Below are 14,634 nucleotides of genomic sequence, written 5' to 3'. Positions count from 1 at the left end.
GCGAATATGTCGTCTTCTGTCCAGACCTGTCGTCAATTAGCGATCGACTGGCCGGGACATGGGAGGTCTGCTAGGTTTCGGGTCGGCAAATGATCTCCCCCTGGAGCTCGATAACTCATGGACCGCATCGACGCGCACCACCACGTCTGGGACCTCGCCGCCCGCTCGCACGCCTGGCTCGACCCCGAACCGATGGCGCCCATCCGCCGCACCTTCACCCTCGACGACCTCGCCGGGCCCGCCGCCGCGGCAGGGGTGACCCGCACCGTGCTCGTGCAGGTGCTGTCCGACCTGGACGAGACGCGGGAGTTCCTGGCCCTGGCCGCGAGCTCCGACCTGGTCGCGGGCGTCGTCGGGTGGATCGACCTGACCGCGCCCGACGCCGCCGACACCCTCGCCGGGCTGCCCGGCGGACTGGTCGGCGTGCGCCACGGCGTGCAGTCCGAGCCCGACCCGGACTGGCTCACCCGCCCCGACGTGCGACGGGGGCTCGCCGCGGTGGCCGCCGCCGGGCTGGCGTACGACCTGCTCACGCTGCCGCACCAGCTGCCCGCCGCCATCGACACCGTGCGGGCCATGCCGGAGCTGACGTTCGTGCTCGACCACCTGTCCAAGCCGCCGATCGCCTCCGGGGAGCAGGAGCCGTGGCGGAGCCGGATCAGGGAGCTGGCCGCGCACCCCAACGTCTACTGCAAGCTGTCCGGCATGGTCACCGAGGCCGACTGGGCGGCGTGGCAGGTCGCCGACCTGCGGCCGTACGCGGAGACCGTACTGGACGCGTTCGGGCCCGAGCGGGTGATGTTCGGCTCCGACTGGCCGGTCTGCCTGCTCGCGGCCGAATACGAGCGGGTCGCCGCGGCAGCCGGAGAGCTCTGCGCGGAGCTGACGGAAGGCGAGCGGGCCGAGGTCTTCGCCGGCACGGCCCGCCGCGCCTACCGCATCAGCTGACCGCGACACGGAACGTCGTGTGGTACACCCGCGACTCCAGCGGCCCGAGCCAGATCATGCTGCCGTCCTGCCGGGCCGCCGCGTCGCCGGAGACGTGGTGGGTGGACGGCTCCAACCCAACCGCGTAGTTGCCCGAGCGCAGGTTGAGCCACTCGAAGAAGTACGGGAACTCCTGCGCGGGCCACTCCACGCTGACCTTCATGCCGAGCCGGTCGTTGACCACCGCCACCCGGTGCCGGCCGTCGTCCCCGGGGACCAGCGCGTGCTCGTACACCTGCTCCACGAATCCCGGCACAGGCCCGGGGAAGGTGATGTGGTCGGCCTTCTGCTCGGCCACGCTGTCGCTCTGCCAGAGGGTCTCGCGGATGTCGGCCTCGAACCTGGCGCCCTCGTCGAGCAGCGGCCAGCCCAGGTTGATGTGGTAGAGGTACATGTGCGGCGTCGGCTCGAACCCCGCGTTCGTGACGGTGTCGACCAGCCGGATCTCATTGCCGCCCAGGTCCGCTTCGACGCGGCGGACCAGGCGCAGGTTCTCCGCGAACACCGCGGCCTGCCGCACCTCGCCCTCGGCCCACAGGACGCAGCGGTCGCCGTCCCAGTGCTCGCCGTACCCGGTCAGCCGGGCGGGGATGTTGCCCGTGCGGCCGTGCAGGCCGTGCCGCACGGAGTCGCGGGGCGGATAACGGTAGGCGTCGGCGGGCACCTCGCCGCCGAAGAGCGTGTGGTCGAGCCCGGCCGTGACGATGAGGCCGGAGAACGAGCGCAGCCAGGACAGGCCGTCCTCGTCGGCGTTCTCGTGCAGCCCCGGATGGCGGAAGCCGGTGGGGGAGCGCCAGCCGAAGGCGCGCCCGGAGTGCTCGGCGTGCCCGATGTCCATACACCGGTCGACCAGCACGTCGAAGGCCAGCCCCGACCCGGTGCGGAACTCCAGGGTCCTGATGCCGCGCTCGAGGCCGTCGCCGAGCGTCACCAGGCGCACCCCGCCGGCCGCGCTCAGGTCACCCGTCAGCTCGGCCAGCCGCCTGCGGTCCGGCGTCATGCCATCACCCACCCTCCGTTGACTTCGATGGTCTGGCCCGTGACGAACGAGGAGTCCGGCCCGGACAGGAACGACACCACGGCGGCCAGTTCCTCCGGCGTGCCGCGCCGCTGCAGCGACTGCCGCTCCAGGACGAACCGGTTGTACGCCTCCGGATCCGGATGGATCTCCTCGGCTGCCGTGGGGAACGCGCCCGGCGAGACGCAGTTGACGCGGATCTCGCGGGGGCCGAGCTCGCGGGCCAGCGCCCTGGTCAGCGCGGCCGCGGCGCCCTTGGTGGCGACGTAGGCGGCCAGGTCGGGCCAGCCGCCGTGCATGGTGATCGAGGCGATGTTGACGATCGCGCCGCCGCCGGTCATCTGCCTGGCGGCGTGCTGCGCGGCCAGCCAGTAGGCACGCTGGTTGACCGCGTGCACGTCGTCGTACTCGGCCAGCGGCACCTCCAAGAAGGGCCGGCTGGGGTAGATGGCCGCGTTGTTGACGAGGATGCCGACCGGGCCGAGCCGCGCGGCCGTCTCCGCGAACGCCGCCTCGATGGCGGCCGGGTCGCGCAGGTCGGTCTTCAGGCTGAGGGCGCCTTCGAGTGAGCCGGGTTCGAGGTCGAGTGCCGCCACCTGGTGGCCGTCGGCGGTCAGGCGGCCGACGATCGCCTTGCCGAGCGCGCCGGCGGCGCCTGTGACGAGCGCCGTGGTCATTGCCTCCTCCATTCCTTGTGCAGGTCCCCGAGCAGGTCGCGGGCGGGTACGCGGGCGAGCAGCCCCTCGCGGATCAGCGCGGAGGACCGGTCCTGCAGGGTGATGTAGCCGGGGAAGCGCGGCCTGATCCAGGCGGCCTCCATGGTGCTGACCGTGGTGGCGGAGGCCCAGGCCGCGCGGGCCGCGGGCTGGCCGCCGGAGGCCGGGAACAGCTTCGTCTGGACCGGCTCCGACACCAGACGCCGCAGGTGGGCGCGGACGGCGTCGCGGACCGCGCCGATGCGCCGCCTGGAGACGGCGAGCCCGGTGCCGCCGAGCACGCTCCCCGGCACCCGGCCCGGCCAGGCGGGCGCGTCCGAAAAGGACAGCGGATAGGTGAGGTAGCCGTACACCAGCGGGCAGAACTCCGGCCCGCCGGCCGCCAGGGCGTCGAGCACGCCGATCGGGTTGCGCAGCGATACCTCCGGGTCCGCCAGCGCCAGCAGCTCGGCCATGAGCTCCAGCGCCCGGGCCCCTTCTGCGGGGTCGAGGAAGTCGCCCGAGCACAGCGCGCAGAACATCAGGAACGCGTGCGGCCCGCCCAGGCACAACGCCATCCGCGTGCCCCGCGCGAACTCCGCCACCTCCGGCCACGTCCCCGGCACCATGACCCCGGGGCGGGCGGCGGCGACCTGCGTGGCGGCGTCGAGCGGCAGCGCCCACTGGCGGCCGTCCAGGCGGTAGCTCTCACAAGTGCGGCCGACGAAGCGCGGGCCGCTCATCTCGTCCGGCTCTAACAACTCCTCCATCGGCACCAGCGCGTCCGTGGCCGCGCCCAGCCCGGGGTGATCGATCACGAGCACGTCGTACGTCTCGCACAGCTTCGCGATCGGCTCCGACTCGAACCCCTCGAGCGGCTGCCGATCCCATTCGATCGGCTCCGGCACCTCCCCGTAGGGGTTCCGCCCGGCCTGGTCGAGCCTGGTCAGTTCGTCGAGCGGGGCGTACCCGCGCGGGTGGTCCCAGGTCAGTCCGCGCATGCCAGCACGCCCTTCGCCACCAGCTCGGCGGTCCGCTCGGCCGGGTAGCCGAGCTCGCCGAGCAGCTCGCGCGTGTGCTCGCCGACCAGCGGCGCGCCCCTGCGCACCGATGGCGGGGCGGCGCTGAGGCCGTACGGGAAGCCGGGCGTGGTGACCGTGCCCTCGGTGCGGTGCTCGTAGGTGACGAACGAGCCGTTGTGCTGGACCTGCGGGTCGGCCACCAGTTCGGCGTAGCCGTACACGGGGCCCGCCCACAGGTCGTGGCGGGCGCAGATGTCCAGCCACTCGGCCGTGGTGCGGTCCGGCAGGCGGCGCGCCACGATCGCGGTGATCTCGTCGCGCCTGGTGTGGCCGTCGGCGTCGCCGTCCATGCCGGCCAGCTCGGGCAGGTCGAGCGCGACCGCCAGCGCGTCCAGCCGGGGCATGCCGAGCGCGAGATAACCGTCCTTGGTGGCGAACACGCCGTACGGCGCCCGGATGTAGGTGTGGCCGTGCGGCTCGCGCCCGCGCCGCTGCGGCACCTTGCCCACCGTGAAGATCGACAGCTCCTGCATCTGCACGGCGATGGCCGCGTCCAGCATGTTGACGCTCACCCGCTGGCCCTCGCCGGTGCGCTCGCGGTGCAGCAGCGCGGCCAGCGCGCCCTCGAAGGCGCTGTAGGCGGTGATGGCGTCGATGGCGTACGTGCCCGCGGGCGCGGGCGGGTCGCCCTCGCGGCCGGTGCTGAGCATGGCGCCGCTCATGGCCTGCAGCAGCAGGTCCTGGCCGGGGCGCGACTGGTAGGGGCCGGTCTCGCCGTAGCCGGACATGGAGACGTACACGATGCGCGGGTTGAGCCCGCTGATCGTGGCGTGGTCCATGCCGAGCCGCTCGGCCACGCCGGGACGGTAGTTCTGCAGGAACACGTCCGCCGTCGCGGCGAGCCTGTGCACGATGTCGCGGCCCTCGTCGGACTTGAGGTTCACCGCCAGGCTGCGCTTGTTGCGGTTGAGCGACAGGAACGAGGCGTTCACCTGGTTGCCCGTGGCGCCTCCCGCGGGGGCGTGCCGCTGCCACTCGCCGGTCACCGGCTCCACCTTCACCACGTCCGCGCCCAGGTCGCCGAGCCGCATGGCGGCCAGCGGGCCGGCCATCGCGATGGACAGGTCGATCACGCGGTAGCCGTCCAGGACCCCCATCAACGCCCCTCGAAGACGGGCTCGCGCCGGGCGGCGAACGCGGCCCTGCCCTCGGCGGCGTCGGCGGTGGCGAAGCAGACGGTCTGCAGGTCGCGCTCGTACTGGATGGCCTGGTCGAGCGGCATCGAGTAGGCCGCCTTCAGGTTGGCCTTGGCGGTCTGCGCGGCGATCGGCGGCCGGGCGGCGATCCGGCCGGCCAGCTCCCGGGCGGCGGGCATGAGCTCCTCCTGGGGGAACACGTCGGTGACCAGGCCCCATTGCCGCGCGCGGTCGGCGTCGATGGGGTCGCCGGTGAGCAGCATGGTGGCCGCGTTGCCCGGGCCGACCGAATGGGCCAGCAACGCCGACTGGCCGCTGCCGCCGATCCAGCCGAGCTTGATCTCGGGCGCGGCGAACGTGGCCGTGCCGGCGGCCAGCCGGATGTCGCAGGCCATGGCCAGCTCCAGGCCGCCGCCGTAGGCGTAGCCGTTGACCGCCGCGACGATCGGCTTGCGCAGCGCGCGGACCGCGTCGCCGTAGTCGCCGCGGTTGCGGAACTCCCACGGCGTGGCGTACTCGTCGAGCTCCCGGATGTCGCTGCCCACGCAGAACGAGCGCTCACCCGCGCCCGTGAGCACGGCCACCCGGATGGCGGGGTCGTCGTCGATCCGGTCCAGGCAGGCGCGCAGCGCGGCGGCCATGCCGGGGGTGATGGCGTTGAGCTTGGCGGGTCTGTTGAGTGTCACGACGGCCACCGGGCCGTCGACGTCGAGCAGGACGTCCAAGTGATGGCTCCTAGCAGCAGAGGCGGATGTGCTGCTCGGCGTCGGCGCGGGCGACCTCGACCACCTCGCGCATGGCCTCCTCGGCCTTGCGGTGGTGACGGCGCCTGATCGCCAGTGCCACGCGCTCGTGGCCGGGCAGCGTTTCCTTGTTGTGCGCCACCGAGCGGGTGTGCACCTGACGCACGGACCGCAGGGCGATGCTGATCATGTCGTAGATGTAGAGGAGCAGGTCGTTGTCCGCCGCGGCGAACACCGCCTTGTGGAAGGCCAGGTCGGCCTCGATGAACGGTTCGGGGTCGTCGGCGGTGGCGTACAGCGCGGCCAGGGCCTCGTCGACGCGGCGCACCGCGGCGGCGTCCGCCCGCTCGGCCGCCACCCTGGCCGCCCCGGGCTCCAGCGCGACCCGCAGGTCGGCCAGCACCCGGATGTCGCCGGGCCGCGGCTCCGGCTCGAAGCGCCAGCTCAGCACGTCGGCGTCGAGCAGGTTCCAGGATTCGCGGGGGCGCACGATGGTGCCCGCGCTCCTCCTGGTCTCCAGCAGGCCCTTGCCGGCCAGGACCTTGACGCCCTCCCGTACGGCCGAACGGCCCACGCCCAGCTCGCCGACGAGGTCCTCCTCGATGGGGATGGAGGTGCCGGGAGCGAGCGAGCCGCCGACGATGCGGGCGCCGAGGGCCTGGACCACCTGGACGTGCCGGGCGGCGTCCCGCTGAGGATCGATTGCCACGATCGCACGCTAGCGCGCGAGTCTGATATTTCATAGTGTTTCATCAGATGAAGCTGAGATTTCATCCGATGAAGTGTGGTTCATGACGAGGGCGCTGGGACTGATCCACACCTCGGCGACGCTGGTCGAGGTGCTCGCGAAGCTGTACGCCGAGTGCCCATGCCGTACTCCTGAGGACGTAGTCCGGATCGAGCCTCGCGCCTGACGCCCTGAGCCCCTCGCCTCAGGCAAGGTGGAGCCATCGGAGACGGAGATCGACTCTCGAAGGGGCGCAGGCGGCGATGATGTATCCGGATCTGCAGGGCAAGGTAGCGCTGATCACTGGTGGTTCCGGGGGCATCGGCAGGGAGACCGCCAGGGTGCTGGCCGGGCAGGGCATGAAGGTCGTCGTCAACGGCCGCGACCCGGGCGCCGTCGAGGCCGTCGTGAAGGCCGTCGGCGGCGCGACGATCGGCGTGGCCGCCGACGCCACGAACTTCGCCGCCGTCGAGGCGATGCGCGAGGAGATCGAGCGGCGGCTGGGCCCCGTCGACCTGCTGGCGATCTTCGCGGGCGGCGGGACCGGCAGGCCGCGGCCGATCGACCAGATGAGCGAGGAGGACTGGCACGCCACCGTGCAGGCCAACCTGACCTCGACGTTTCTGGTGATCAAGAGCTTTCTGCCGGGCATGAGGGAGCGCCGCGGCGGTTCGATCATCACGATGTCGTCGCTGGCCGCCCGCACCCCGACGCCCGCCTCCGTGGCCTACACCGCCGCCAAGGCCGGAATCATCGCGCTGACCAGGCAACTGGCGCACGAGCTCGGCCCGGCCGGCATCCGCGTCAACACCGTCGCCCCCTCGACGATCATGACGGACCGGCTGGAGGAGCGGATGCCTGCGGAGTTCAAGGAGCGCATGCTGGCCGAGCACCCGCTGGGACGGCTCGGCACGCCGCTCGACGTGGCCAACGTGACGGCCTTCCTCGCCTCCGACGCCTCTTCCTGGCTCACCGGCCTCACGATCGACGTCGCCGGCGGCAAGTGGATGCCGTAAGCGGCTCACCCCCTTTCCCGGCAAGATCGCGCCATGTATCGTCGGTCGAAAGAAAGTTTCGCCAATGGAGGAATCTTGGGCAAGAAGCTTCACATGCTGGCGTTACCCATAGCGGCCGCCGCGCTGACCACACTGATGAGCGCTCCCGCCCAGGCCGCCGACGGCTACGACCGCTGCCGCGACGGCTACTACTGCATGTTCTCCGGTCTCGACGGCACGGGAGACATCATCGAGATCCAGAACGACACCCCGGACCTCGCCGTCCTGGGCATGGCCGACCGCGCCAAGTCCGACTGGAACCGTACGGACTCCTACATCCACCTCTACTCGGAAGCGGATTACGGCGGTTGCACGGCGGTGACCCGCCCCCGCGACAAGGGCAACTTCTACATCTCGTTCCGCGACTTCTTCGACTCGGTCCGCATCGGTGGCCCGAACGGCCCGTCCTGTTTCTCCACGTTCAAGAGCTCGTCGGCCGACTCGCACGGCTGATCAGGGCCTGAGTGCCTTCAGGAAGCGGCCGGCCTCTGCGGCGATCCGTCGCAGACCCCCCGTTGACGACGAAACCCCCGGCCGGTGTTCCGGCCGGGGGTTTCGGTCACCTACGCGGAGATCAGCCGGTGAAGCCGATCTGGGTGAAGTCGTAGAACGCGTAGCCGCGAGAGCCGAAGTTGGCGAGCGTCTTCTTGACACCGTAGATGTCAGGACGCTGGTACAGCGGGATGGTGTGCACCATGTCCCAGACCAGCTTGTCCGCGGCGTTGGCCTTCTCGATGGCCTTGGCCGGGTCCATCTCGTCCACCGCGGCCTGGATGGCCGCGTCGACGGCCGGGTCGCTGCCCTTCGGGAAGTTGCTCTCCGAGCCGGTGTAGTAGATCTGCTTCAGGTTGCCGATCGGCAGCGGGTTGCCGATCCACGAGAACGGCACCAGGTCGAAGTCGCCCTTGATGATGTAGTCGTTGAAGAACTTGTCGACAGGGACGGGGCGGATCGTGACCTTGATCCCGGCCTCCTTGAGCATGGCCTGGGTGAGCTCACCCTCCGTCTGCGAGACCGGCGTGCCCGTCGGGATGACGAAGCTCAGCGCGAACTCCTTGCCGTCCTTCTTGCGGTACTCGCCCTCCTGCTTCCAGCCGGCCGCGTCCAGGAGCTGCTTGGCCTTCTCCAGGTTGTACTTGCCGAGGTCGCCGGAGTTGTCGACGTAGCCCTTGTGGTTGTTCATGAAGACGTGGTTGCCGAGCGTCTGGATCGGCCAGTCCATGTCCTTGAGGTCGGACTGCGTGATCACGTCACGGTTGATCGCGTACTGGACGGCCTGCCGGACCGACTTGTCCTTCAGGAACTCGCTCTGGTTGTTGACGTTGATGTGCCGCCAGTTCGGGCTGAGCGCCTTGCGGATCTCCGCGCCGGGGACCTCCTTGGCCCGCTTCAGCTCGGCCGGGGAGCCCGACGGGATCTCCACGGCGTCGATCTCGCCGTTGGCGAAGGCGTTCACCTGCGCGGCCGGCGACTCGATCGCCCGGAAGATGATCTTGTCGAGCTTGGGCTTCCTGCCCCACCACTTGTCGTCACGCACGAGCGTGAGCGTCTTGGTGCCCTCGTCGAGCTTCTCCACCTTGAAGGGGCCCGCGGTGGCGGGGAGCTTCTGCAGGTACCCCTTGTCGAACTGCTCGGGCGTCTCGACGTACTTGGCCGCCATGAGGTGCGAGGTGGTCCGGTTGAACATGGCCTGCCAGTCCCGGTACGGCTTGGCGAAGGTGATGACGGCGACCTTGTCCGAGTCGCCCTTCTCGACCGACTCGATCTTGTCCCAGCCGTCCGTGGAGGCCGGCTTGTACGCCTTGTTCTTGCCGCTGTTGGTCTTCCACGCGACCTCGAGGTCCTTCCACGTGATCGGCGTGCCGTCCGACCACGTGGCCTTGTCGTTGAGCGTGTAAGTGACGACCTGCTTGCCCGACGACATGTCGTTCTTGACGTCGGTCACGTAGTCCTTGTTCGGCGTGAAGTTGGCCTCCGCGTCCGCCATCAGCAGCTGAGGCATGAACACGTCGAGCATCTCGGCCGTGTCCGCCTGGTTGCCGTCGACGTGGTAGCCGTTCCACTGGCTCGGCCACTGGCCGACCGTGAGCGTCAGCGTGCCGCCGTCCTTGACCTGCTCGTAAGGGACGGGGTTGATGCTGATGGCCGGGGTCTCCGCCATCTGCTGCTGGGCCTGCTGCGAATTCTCGGCGCTCGGCTTCTTGGCCTCGCTGCCGCCACCGCCGCAGGCTGCCACGGCCATCGCCAGGACAGCGAGTCCTGCCGCCGCACGGTATCGAACCTTCACTCTTCCTCCTGATTTTCCGAGGCCGTGATGACCTCGATCTCCTCCGCGTAATGGCAGGCGGCGCCGTGGTCCACGGCGTTCGCGAGCCGGGCAACCGAGGGTTCCTCGTCCACACACCGCCGCCGCTCCGCCTCACTGAGCAGGGCGAACTTCGGGCAGCGGGTGCGGAATCTGCAGCCAGACGGCGGGTCCGCCGGACTGGGCAGGTCGCCTTCGAGCAGGATCCGCACGCGGGTGCGCTCCATCTCGGGATCGGGCAGCGGGATCGCCGACAGCAGCGCCTGCGTGTACGGGTGCGCGGGACGGTCGTAGACGTTCTCGACGGTCCCGATCTCGGCGATCCTGCCCAGGTACATGACGGCCACGCGGTCGGCGAGATGCCTGACCACGGCCAGGTCGTGGGCCACGAACAGGTACGACAGGCCCAGCCGGTTCTTCAGCTCCTCCAGCAGGTTGATCACACCCGCCTGGATGGAGACGTCGAGCGCCGACACCGGCTCGTCCAGCACCAGCAGCTTCGGCTCCAGCGCGAGCGCGCGGGCGATGCCGATGCGCTGGCGCTGGCCGCCGGAGAACTGCTGCGGGTAGCGCTCGGCGTGCTCGGGCGACAGCCCGACCAGCTCCAGCAACTCGGCGACCCGGGCGCGCACGTCCTTCCTGCCGTGCGCGCGCAGCGGCTCGGCGATGATGTCGCCGATGGGCATGCGCGGGTCGAGCGCGGCCATCGGGTCCTGGAAGACGATCTGCAGGTCGCGCCGGAGCGCCTTGCGGGCCGATTTGTCGATCTTGGCGCTGTCCTTGCCGAGCACCACGATCCGGCCGCCCTGTGGCGGCGCCAGCTGCATGATCTGCTGCAGCGTGGTGGTCTTGCCGCAGCCGGACTCGCCGACCAGAGCCAGCGTCTCGCCTTCCGCGATGTCCAAGCTGATGCCGTCGACCGCGTGAACGGTGCCGACGCGGCGCTTGAAGACGGCGCCCTTCATCAGCGGGTAGTACCTGATCATGTTGTCGAGCTCGAGCACCGTGGCGCGCTCGGCGCGCGGCACGCGTACCACGTCGCTCGGCGGGATGACCGGCACAGGGAACACGTCCGTCCCGGTCAGGCCCTTGTGCTCGATCTCGTGCGAGCGGATGCAGGCCACGTGGCGCCCGCCGCCGAACGGGGTCAGCGGCGGCTCCTCGTCGTCGCACATGTCGACCTTCATCGGGCAGCGCGGCGCGAACGGGCACCCGGGCGGCAGCGCCGACGGCGAGGGCGGGTTGCCCTCGATGGGCACCAGCGGCCCCTCCTCGCCGTCGACCCTGGGGATCGAGGCGAGCAGCCCCATCGTGTACGGCATCCGCGGCCGGTAGTAGATGTCGTCCACGGGACCCTGCTCGACCGGCCGGCCGGCGTACATGACCAGCACCCGGTCCGCCATGCCTGCGATGACGCCCAGGTCGTGGGTGATCATCACGATGCCGGCGCCCGTCTCCCGCTGCGCGGTCTTGAGCACCTCCAGCACCTGTGCCTGGATGGTCACGTCGAGCGCGGTGGTCGGCTCGTCGCAGATCAGCAGGTCGGGATCGTTGGCGACGGCCATGGCGATCATCGCGCGCTGGCGCATGCCACCGGAGAACTCGTGCGGGAACGCCTTGGCCCGCAGGTTCGGGTTGGGGATGCCGACCAGGTCGAGCAGTTCGACGGCGCGCTTGGCGGCCTTGTCCTTGCCCATCTTCTGGTGGACGCGCACCGCCTCGGCGATCTGGTCGCCGATCGTGTAGACCGGCGTGAACGCCGACAGCGGATCCTGGAAGATCATGCTGATCGACTTGCCGCGCTCCTTGATCAGCTCGTTCTCGTCCATGCCGACCAGCTCGCGGCCGTGCAGCTTGACCGAGCCGCTGACCTGGGCGTTGCGCGGCAGCAGGCCCATGACGGCGAGCGAGGTGACGGACTTGCCGGAGCCGGACTCGCCGACGATGCCGAGCACCTCGCCGCGCTCGACCTCGTAGCTGACGCCGCGCACGGCCTCGATGCCGCCGGGGAAGGTGACGGTGAGGTCCCTGACCTCCAAGATGCTCACGAGTTGCTCCCCGGGTCGAGTGCGTCACGCAGGCCGTCGCCGATCAGGTTCACGGCGAGCACCAGGGCCACCAGCAGGCCGGCCGGGAAGACGAACAGCCACGGGTAGCCGGTGGCGTTGCGCGAGCCCTCCGCGATCAGCGTGCCGAGCGAGACGTCGGGCGGCTGGATGCCGAACCCGAAGAAGGACAGCGCCGCCTCGCCGATGATCGCGCCACTGACGTTGAGCGTGGCGTCGATGATCAGCAAGGAGGACAGGTTGGGGACGATGTGCCGGAAGATGATCTTCCAGCGGGGGATGCCCATGTAGACGGCGGCCTGGACGTACTCCCGCTCGCGGAGTGAGAGCGTCATGCTGCGGACCACCCTGGAGGTGATCATCCAGGTGAACGCGGCGAGCAGCACCACGAACCAGAGCCAGGAGCCGCCCTTCAACCTCGGCGAGATGATCGCGAGGATCAGGAAGCTGGGGAGGACGAGCAGCAGGTCCACGCCCCACATGAGCACCTTGTCCACCCAGCCGCCGAAATATCCGGCGAACGCCCCGACGATCGCGGCGAGGCCGGTCGCGATGATCGCCACCAGCAGGCCGATGATGATCGACTTCTGCATGCCGCGGAGCGTGACGGCGTACATGTCCTGGCCGATGGCGGTGGTGCCCCACCAGTGGTCGGCGTCGGGGGACGACATGAAGGCCAGGAAGTCCTTGTCGGTCCAGTCGTAGGAGCCGAAGTACGGCCCGACGTACGCCAGGAGGACCAGCAGGAGCAGGGCGGTGATGCCGTATCGGGCCTGCTTGTTGCGGAACAGGCGCCTGAGGACGACTTTCGAGCGCATCTCAGCTCACCCGCACCCGAGGATCGAGGGCCGCGACCAGGAGGTCGGACAGGTACGCGGCCGCAAGGACGCATACGGCGGTGAAGAGGGTCACCGCGGCGACGGAGTTGACGTCGTTGGCGTTGATCGCGTCGATCAGCCAGGCGCCCATGCCGTGCCAGGCGAAGATCTTCTCGGTGAAGATGGCCCCGGTGAACATCGTTCCGAACGCGAAGGCGAAGTACGTGGCGGACGGGATCAGCGCGGTGCGCAGCGCGTGCTTGGTGAGCGCGGTCCTGCGGCGCAGGCCCTTGGCCATGGCCGTGCGGACGAAGTCCTGGCCGAGCACGTCGAGCATCATGTTGCGCTGGATGCGGCTGTAGAAGGCGGTCGAGCCGAGGCTGAGCGAGATGGTCGGCAGGATCAGGTGGTTCAGCCGGTTGACGAACTGGTCCCAGCCCGACAGCTTCGGGTTGTACTCGCCGGTGTACTCGATCAGGGTGAACCCCAGCCCCCTGTTCACGTTGTACGTCGCGATGGCCAGCACCGTGGCCAGCACGAACACCGGGATCGCCATGATCACAAAGGAGCTGACGCCGATGAAGCGGTCGCTGATCTTGTACTGCCTCACCGCCGAGAACGCGCCTAACGCCACCCCGAGGGCGAAGCCCAGCAGTGTGCCGATGAGCAGCAGTCGGAGGCTGACCATGACCCGGCGGCCCATCTCGTCGTTGACCGAGCCACCGTTCCAGGTCTTGCCGAAGTCCCCCGTGACGACGCCCTTCGCCCAGGTCGCATAGCGCTGGAGCACCGGGGTCTTGTCGTTCAGGTTGTAGGCGTCGAGCGTGGCGTCGATGACCGATTCAGCGATGGGGGGCTGACGGGCCTGGTACGCGGCTCGCGGGTTCATGGTGGTGGCGGCGAGCATATACGCGAGGCTGGCTGCGACCGCAACCAAGATCACATTTATTGCCAACCTGCGAAGCAGGTACTTGCCCATTACTCTCCGTTCGCGCTTGCCCGGGGTGGCGCCTCAGCTTGGGAGAGGCGCACCCCGCAAAAGCCGTCTCACGACGCGAAAACTTTTGACGTTGAGATGGCGATCAAGGCGCAGAATATATGCAAATATGTAACGGTCGGAAACGACTCCACATAACAGTCAGATCACTCGTAATAGCCGGGTGAGGGCCGTTCGGCTCGTCCAATACAGGGCTCTGAACAGCGGAAACGCAGCCTCTTGGGGTGGTCGGACGCCGCTGTGACAAGCGGTTCTGTCACAGAATCCGGACATTTATTGACGTTTGCGGAAAGTGATCCGCATCATGTTCCGGTTCGTGCGAATGTGAGCAGTCAGGTCTGCTTCTGCGCGGCCCCGCTCACCGTACGCCCCCAGGACGCCACGCGCGCGTCCTGCCGTGCGGACGCCACGTGGCAACGCTCTCCGAGGTCGCCGCGGCTGTCGCGGCGCCATAGATTCACGGGCCGGCCTCCATCTAAGGGGAAGAGACCCGAGGAGAGCCTTTGCACCCCGACCAGCAGCGAGATTTCACCGAGTTCGTCGCCACCCGCTCCGACAGCCTGATCAGGCTCGCCTACGTCCTGACCAACGATCAGCACGCCGCCGAGGACCTGCTCCAGACGGCGCTGGCCAAGACCGCCGGACACTGGCGGCGAATCCGCGACAATCCGGAGGCGTATGTGCGCCGGGTCATGTACCACGAACAGGTCGGCCGCTGGCGAAGTCCGCGCTGGGATCGCGAACGCGTGGTCCAGACGCCCCCTGACCGGGCCGCGGATGACCGGACCCGCGAGGTCGATACGCGCATCACCCTGGCCCAAGCGCTGCGGGTGCTGCCGGCGCGCAAAAGGGCGGTCCTGGTGCTGCGTTACTACGAGGACTTGTCGGAGTCCGAGGTCGCCAAGATCATGGGCTGCTCGGTGGGGACCGTGCGCAGCCAGACCCATCAAGCCGTCGCCCGGCTGCGCGAGCTGGTCGGCGAGACCGTCACCCTGGAGGCCTGAG

Annotated in this window: 15 protein-coding genes; 5 read left to right on the top strand and 10 right to left on the bottom strand. The window is 69.5% G+C overall.

Features of this window, described 5'->3' with window-relative positions; genetic code table 11:
- The first annotated feature begins 117 nt into the window (after positions 1 to 117).
- The gene (locus ACTMTI_RS23420; protein ID WP_441122621.1) at positions 118 to 948 is read left to right on the top strand and encodes an amidohydrolase family protein; all 831 of its coding nucleotides are present in this window, start codon (positions 118 to 120) and stop codon (positions 946 to 948) included.
- On the opposite strand, the gene ACTMTI_RS23415 is transcribed toward ACTMTI_RS23420, so the two are convergent.
- Genes ACTMTI_RS23415 through ACTMTI_RS23390 form a run of 6 tightly spaced genes read right to left on the bottom strand, consistent with a single transcriptional unit; the run spans position 941 to position 6,370 of the window.
- Positions 941 to 1,987 carry an aldose 1-epimerase family protein gene (locus ACTMTI_RS23415; protein WP_441122620.1) on the bottom strand — a complete coding sequence of 349 codons (1,047 nt, stop codon included), beginning with the start codon at positions 1,985 to 1,987 and terminating at the stop codon, positions 941 to 943. The two genes, ACTMTI_RS23420 and ACTMTI_RS23415, sit on opposite strands and share 8 nt — an antisense overlap.
- Positions 1,984 to 2,682: an SDR family NAD(P)-dependent oxidoreductase gene (locus tag ACTMTI_RS23410; protein ID WP_441122619.1), complete on the bottom strand. Its 699-nt coding sequence runs from the start codon at positions 2,680 to 2,682 to the stop codon at positions 1,984 to 1,986. Before ACTMTI_RS23410 ends, ACTMTI_RS23415 begins: the two co-directional genes overlap by 4 nt.
- Positions 2,679 to 3,701 carry a hypothetical protein gene (locus tag ACTMTI_RS23405; RefSeq protein WP_441122618.1) on the bottom strand — a complete coding sequence of 341 codons (1,023 nt, stop codon included), beginning with the start codon at positions 3,699 to 3,701 and terminating at the stop codon, positions 2,679 to 2,681. The genes ACTMTI_RS23410 and ACTMTI_RS23405 overlap by 4 nt, the downstream gene beginning before the upstream one ends.
- On the bottom strand, positions 3,689 to 4,879 hold the full coding sequence (locus ACTMTI_RS23400; RefSeq protein WP_441122617.1) for a CaiB/BaiF CoA transferase family protein: 1,191 nt from the start codon (positions 4,877 to 4,879) through the stop codon (positions 3,689 to 3,691). The genes ACTMTI_RS23405 and ACTMTI_RS23400 overlap by 13 nt, the downstream gene beginning before the upstream one ends.
- Complete coding sequence (locus ACTMTI_RS23395) at positions 4,879 to 5,643, bottom strand: enoyl-CoA hydratase/isomerase family protein (RefSeq protein ID WP_441122616.1); 765 nt, start codon at positions 5,641 to 5,643, stop codon at positions 4,879 to 4,881. Before ACTMTI_RS23395 ends, ACTMTI_RS23400 begins: the two co-directional genes overlap by 1 nt.
- 10 nt (positions 5,644 to 5,653) lie before the next feature.
- A complete protein-coding gene (locus ACTMTI_RS23390; RefSeq protein ID WP_441122615.1) occupies positions 5,654 to 6,370 on the bottom strand; it encodes a FadR/GntR family transcriptional regulator in 717 nt (238 codons plus the stop codon).
- 82 nt (positions 6,371 to 6,452) lie between these two features.
- On the opposite strand from ACTMTI_RS23390, the gene ACTMTI_RS23385 reads away from it, so the two are divergent.
- From ACTMTI_RS23385 to ACTMTI_RS23375, 3 genes are all read left to right on the top strand, one after another.
- Positions 6,453 to 6,575 carry a hypothetical protein gene (locus ACTMTI_RS23385; protein WP_441122614.1) on the top strand — a complete coding sequence of 41 codons (123 nt, stop codon included), beginning with the start codon at positions 6,453 to 6,455 and terminating at the stop codon, positions 6,573 to 6,575.
- A 76-nt stretch (positions 6,576 to 6,651) separates the two neighbouring features.
- Positions 6,652 to 7,404, top strand: a complete 753-nt coding sequence (locus ACTMTI_RS23380) for an SDR family NAD(P)-dependent oxidoreductase (RefSeq protein WP_441122613.1) — start codon at positions 6,652 to 6,654, stop codon at positions 7,402 to 7,404.
- Positions 7,405 to 7,479: 75 nt separating this feature from the next.
- On the top strand, positions 7,480 to 7,896 hold the full coding sequence (locus tag ACTMTI_RS23375) for a peptidase inhibitor family I36 protein (protein ID WP_441122612.1): 417 nt from the start codon (positions 7,480 to 7,482) through the stop codon (positions 7,894 to 7,896).
- Positions 7,897 to 8,017: 121 nt separating this feature from the next.
- Here the strand turns inward: ACTMTI_RS23375 and ACTMTI_RS23370 are convergent, their stop codons facing one another.
- The 4 genes from ACTMTI_RS23370 to ACTMTI_RS23355 are packed head-to-tail and all read right to left on the bottom strand — an operon-like array spanning position 8,018 to position 13,611.
- A complete protein-coding gene (locus tag ACTMTI_RS23370; RefSeq protein WP_441122611.1) occupies positions 8,018 to 9,730 on the bottom strand; it encodes an ABC transporter family substrate-binding protein in 1,713 nt (570 codons plus the stop codon).
- Positions 9,727 to 11,796: an ABC transporter ATP-binding protein gene (locus ACTMTI_RS23365; RefSeq protein ID WP_441122610.1), complete on the bottom strand. Its 2,070-nt coding sequence runs from the start codon at positions 11,794 to 11,796 to the stop codon at positions 9,727 to 9,729. Before ACTMTI_RS23365 ends, ACTMTI_RS23370 begins: the two co-directional genes overlap by 4 nt.
- Entirely contained in the window at positions 11,793 to 12,632 is an 840-nt protein-coding gene (locus ACTMTI_RS23360; RefSeq protein WP_441122609.1) for an ABC transporter permease, read from the bottom strand. Before ACTMTI_RS23360 ends, ACTMTI_RS23365 begins: the two co-directional genes overlap by 4 nt.
- Position 12,633: 1 nt before the next feature.
- Positions 12,634 to 13,611, bottom strand: coding sequence for an ABC transporter permease (locus tag ACTMTI_RS23355; protein ID WP_441122608.1), 978 nt, complete (start codon positions 13,609 to 13,611; stop codon positions 12,634 to 12,636).
- Positions 13,612 to 14,132: 521 nt separating this feature from the next.
- On the opposite strand from ACTMTI_RS23355, the gene ACTMTI_RS23350 reads away from it, so the two are divergent.
- On the top strand, positions 14,133 to 14,633 hold the full coding sequence (locus ACTMTI_RS23350; protein ID WP_441122607.1) for a SigE family RNA polymerase sigma factor: 501 nt from the start codon (positions 14,133 to 14,135) through the stop codon (positions 14,631 to 14,633).
- Position 14,634: the final 1 nt, after the last annotated feature.

The sequence above is a fragment of the Nonomuraea sp. H19 genome (assembly GCF_052068215.1).
Lineage (GTDB): Bacteria > Actinomycetota > Actinomycetes > Streptosporangiales > Streptosporangiaceae > Nonomuraea.
The sequence above is the reverse complement of the archived record's forward strand: the minus strand, read 5'-3'. Positions and strand labels throughout refer to the sequence as shown.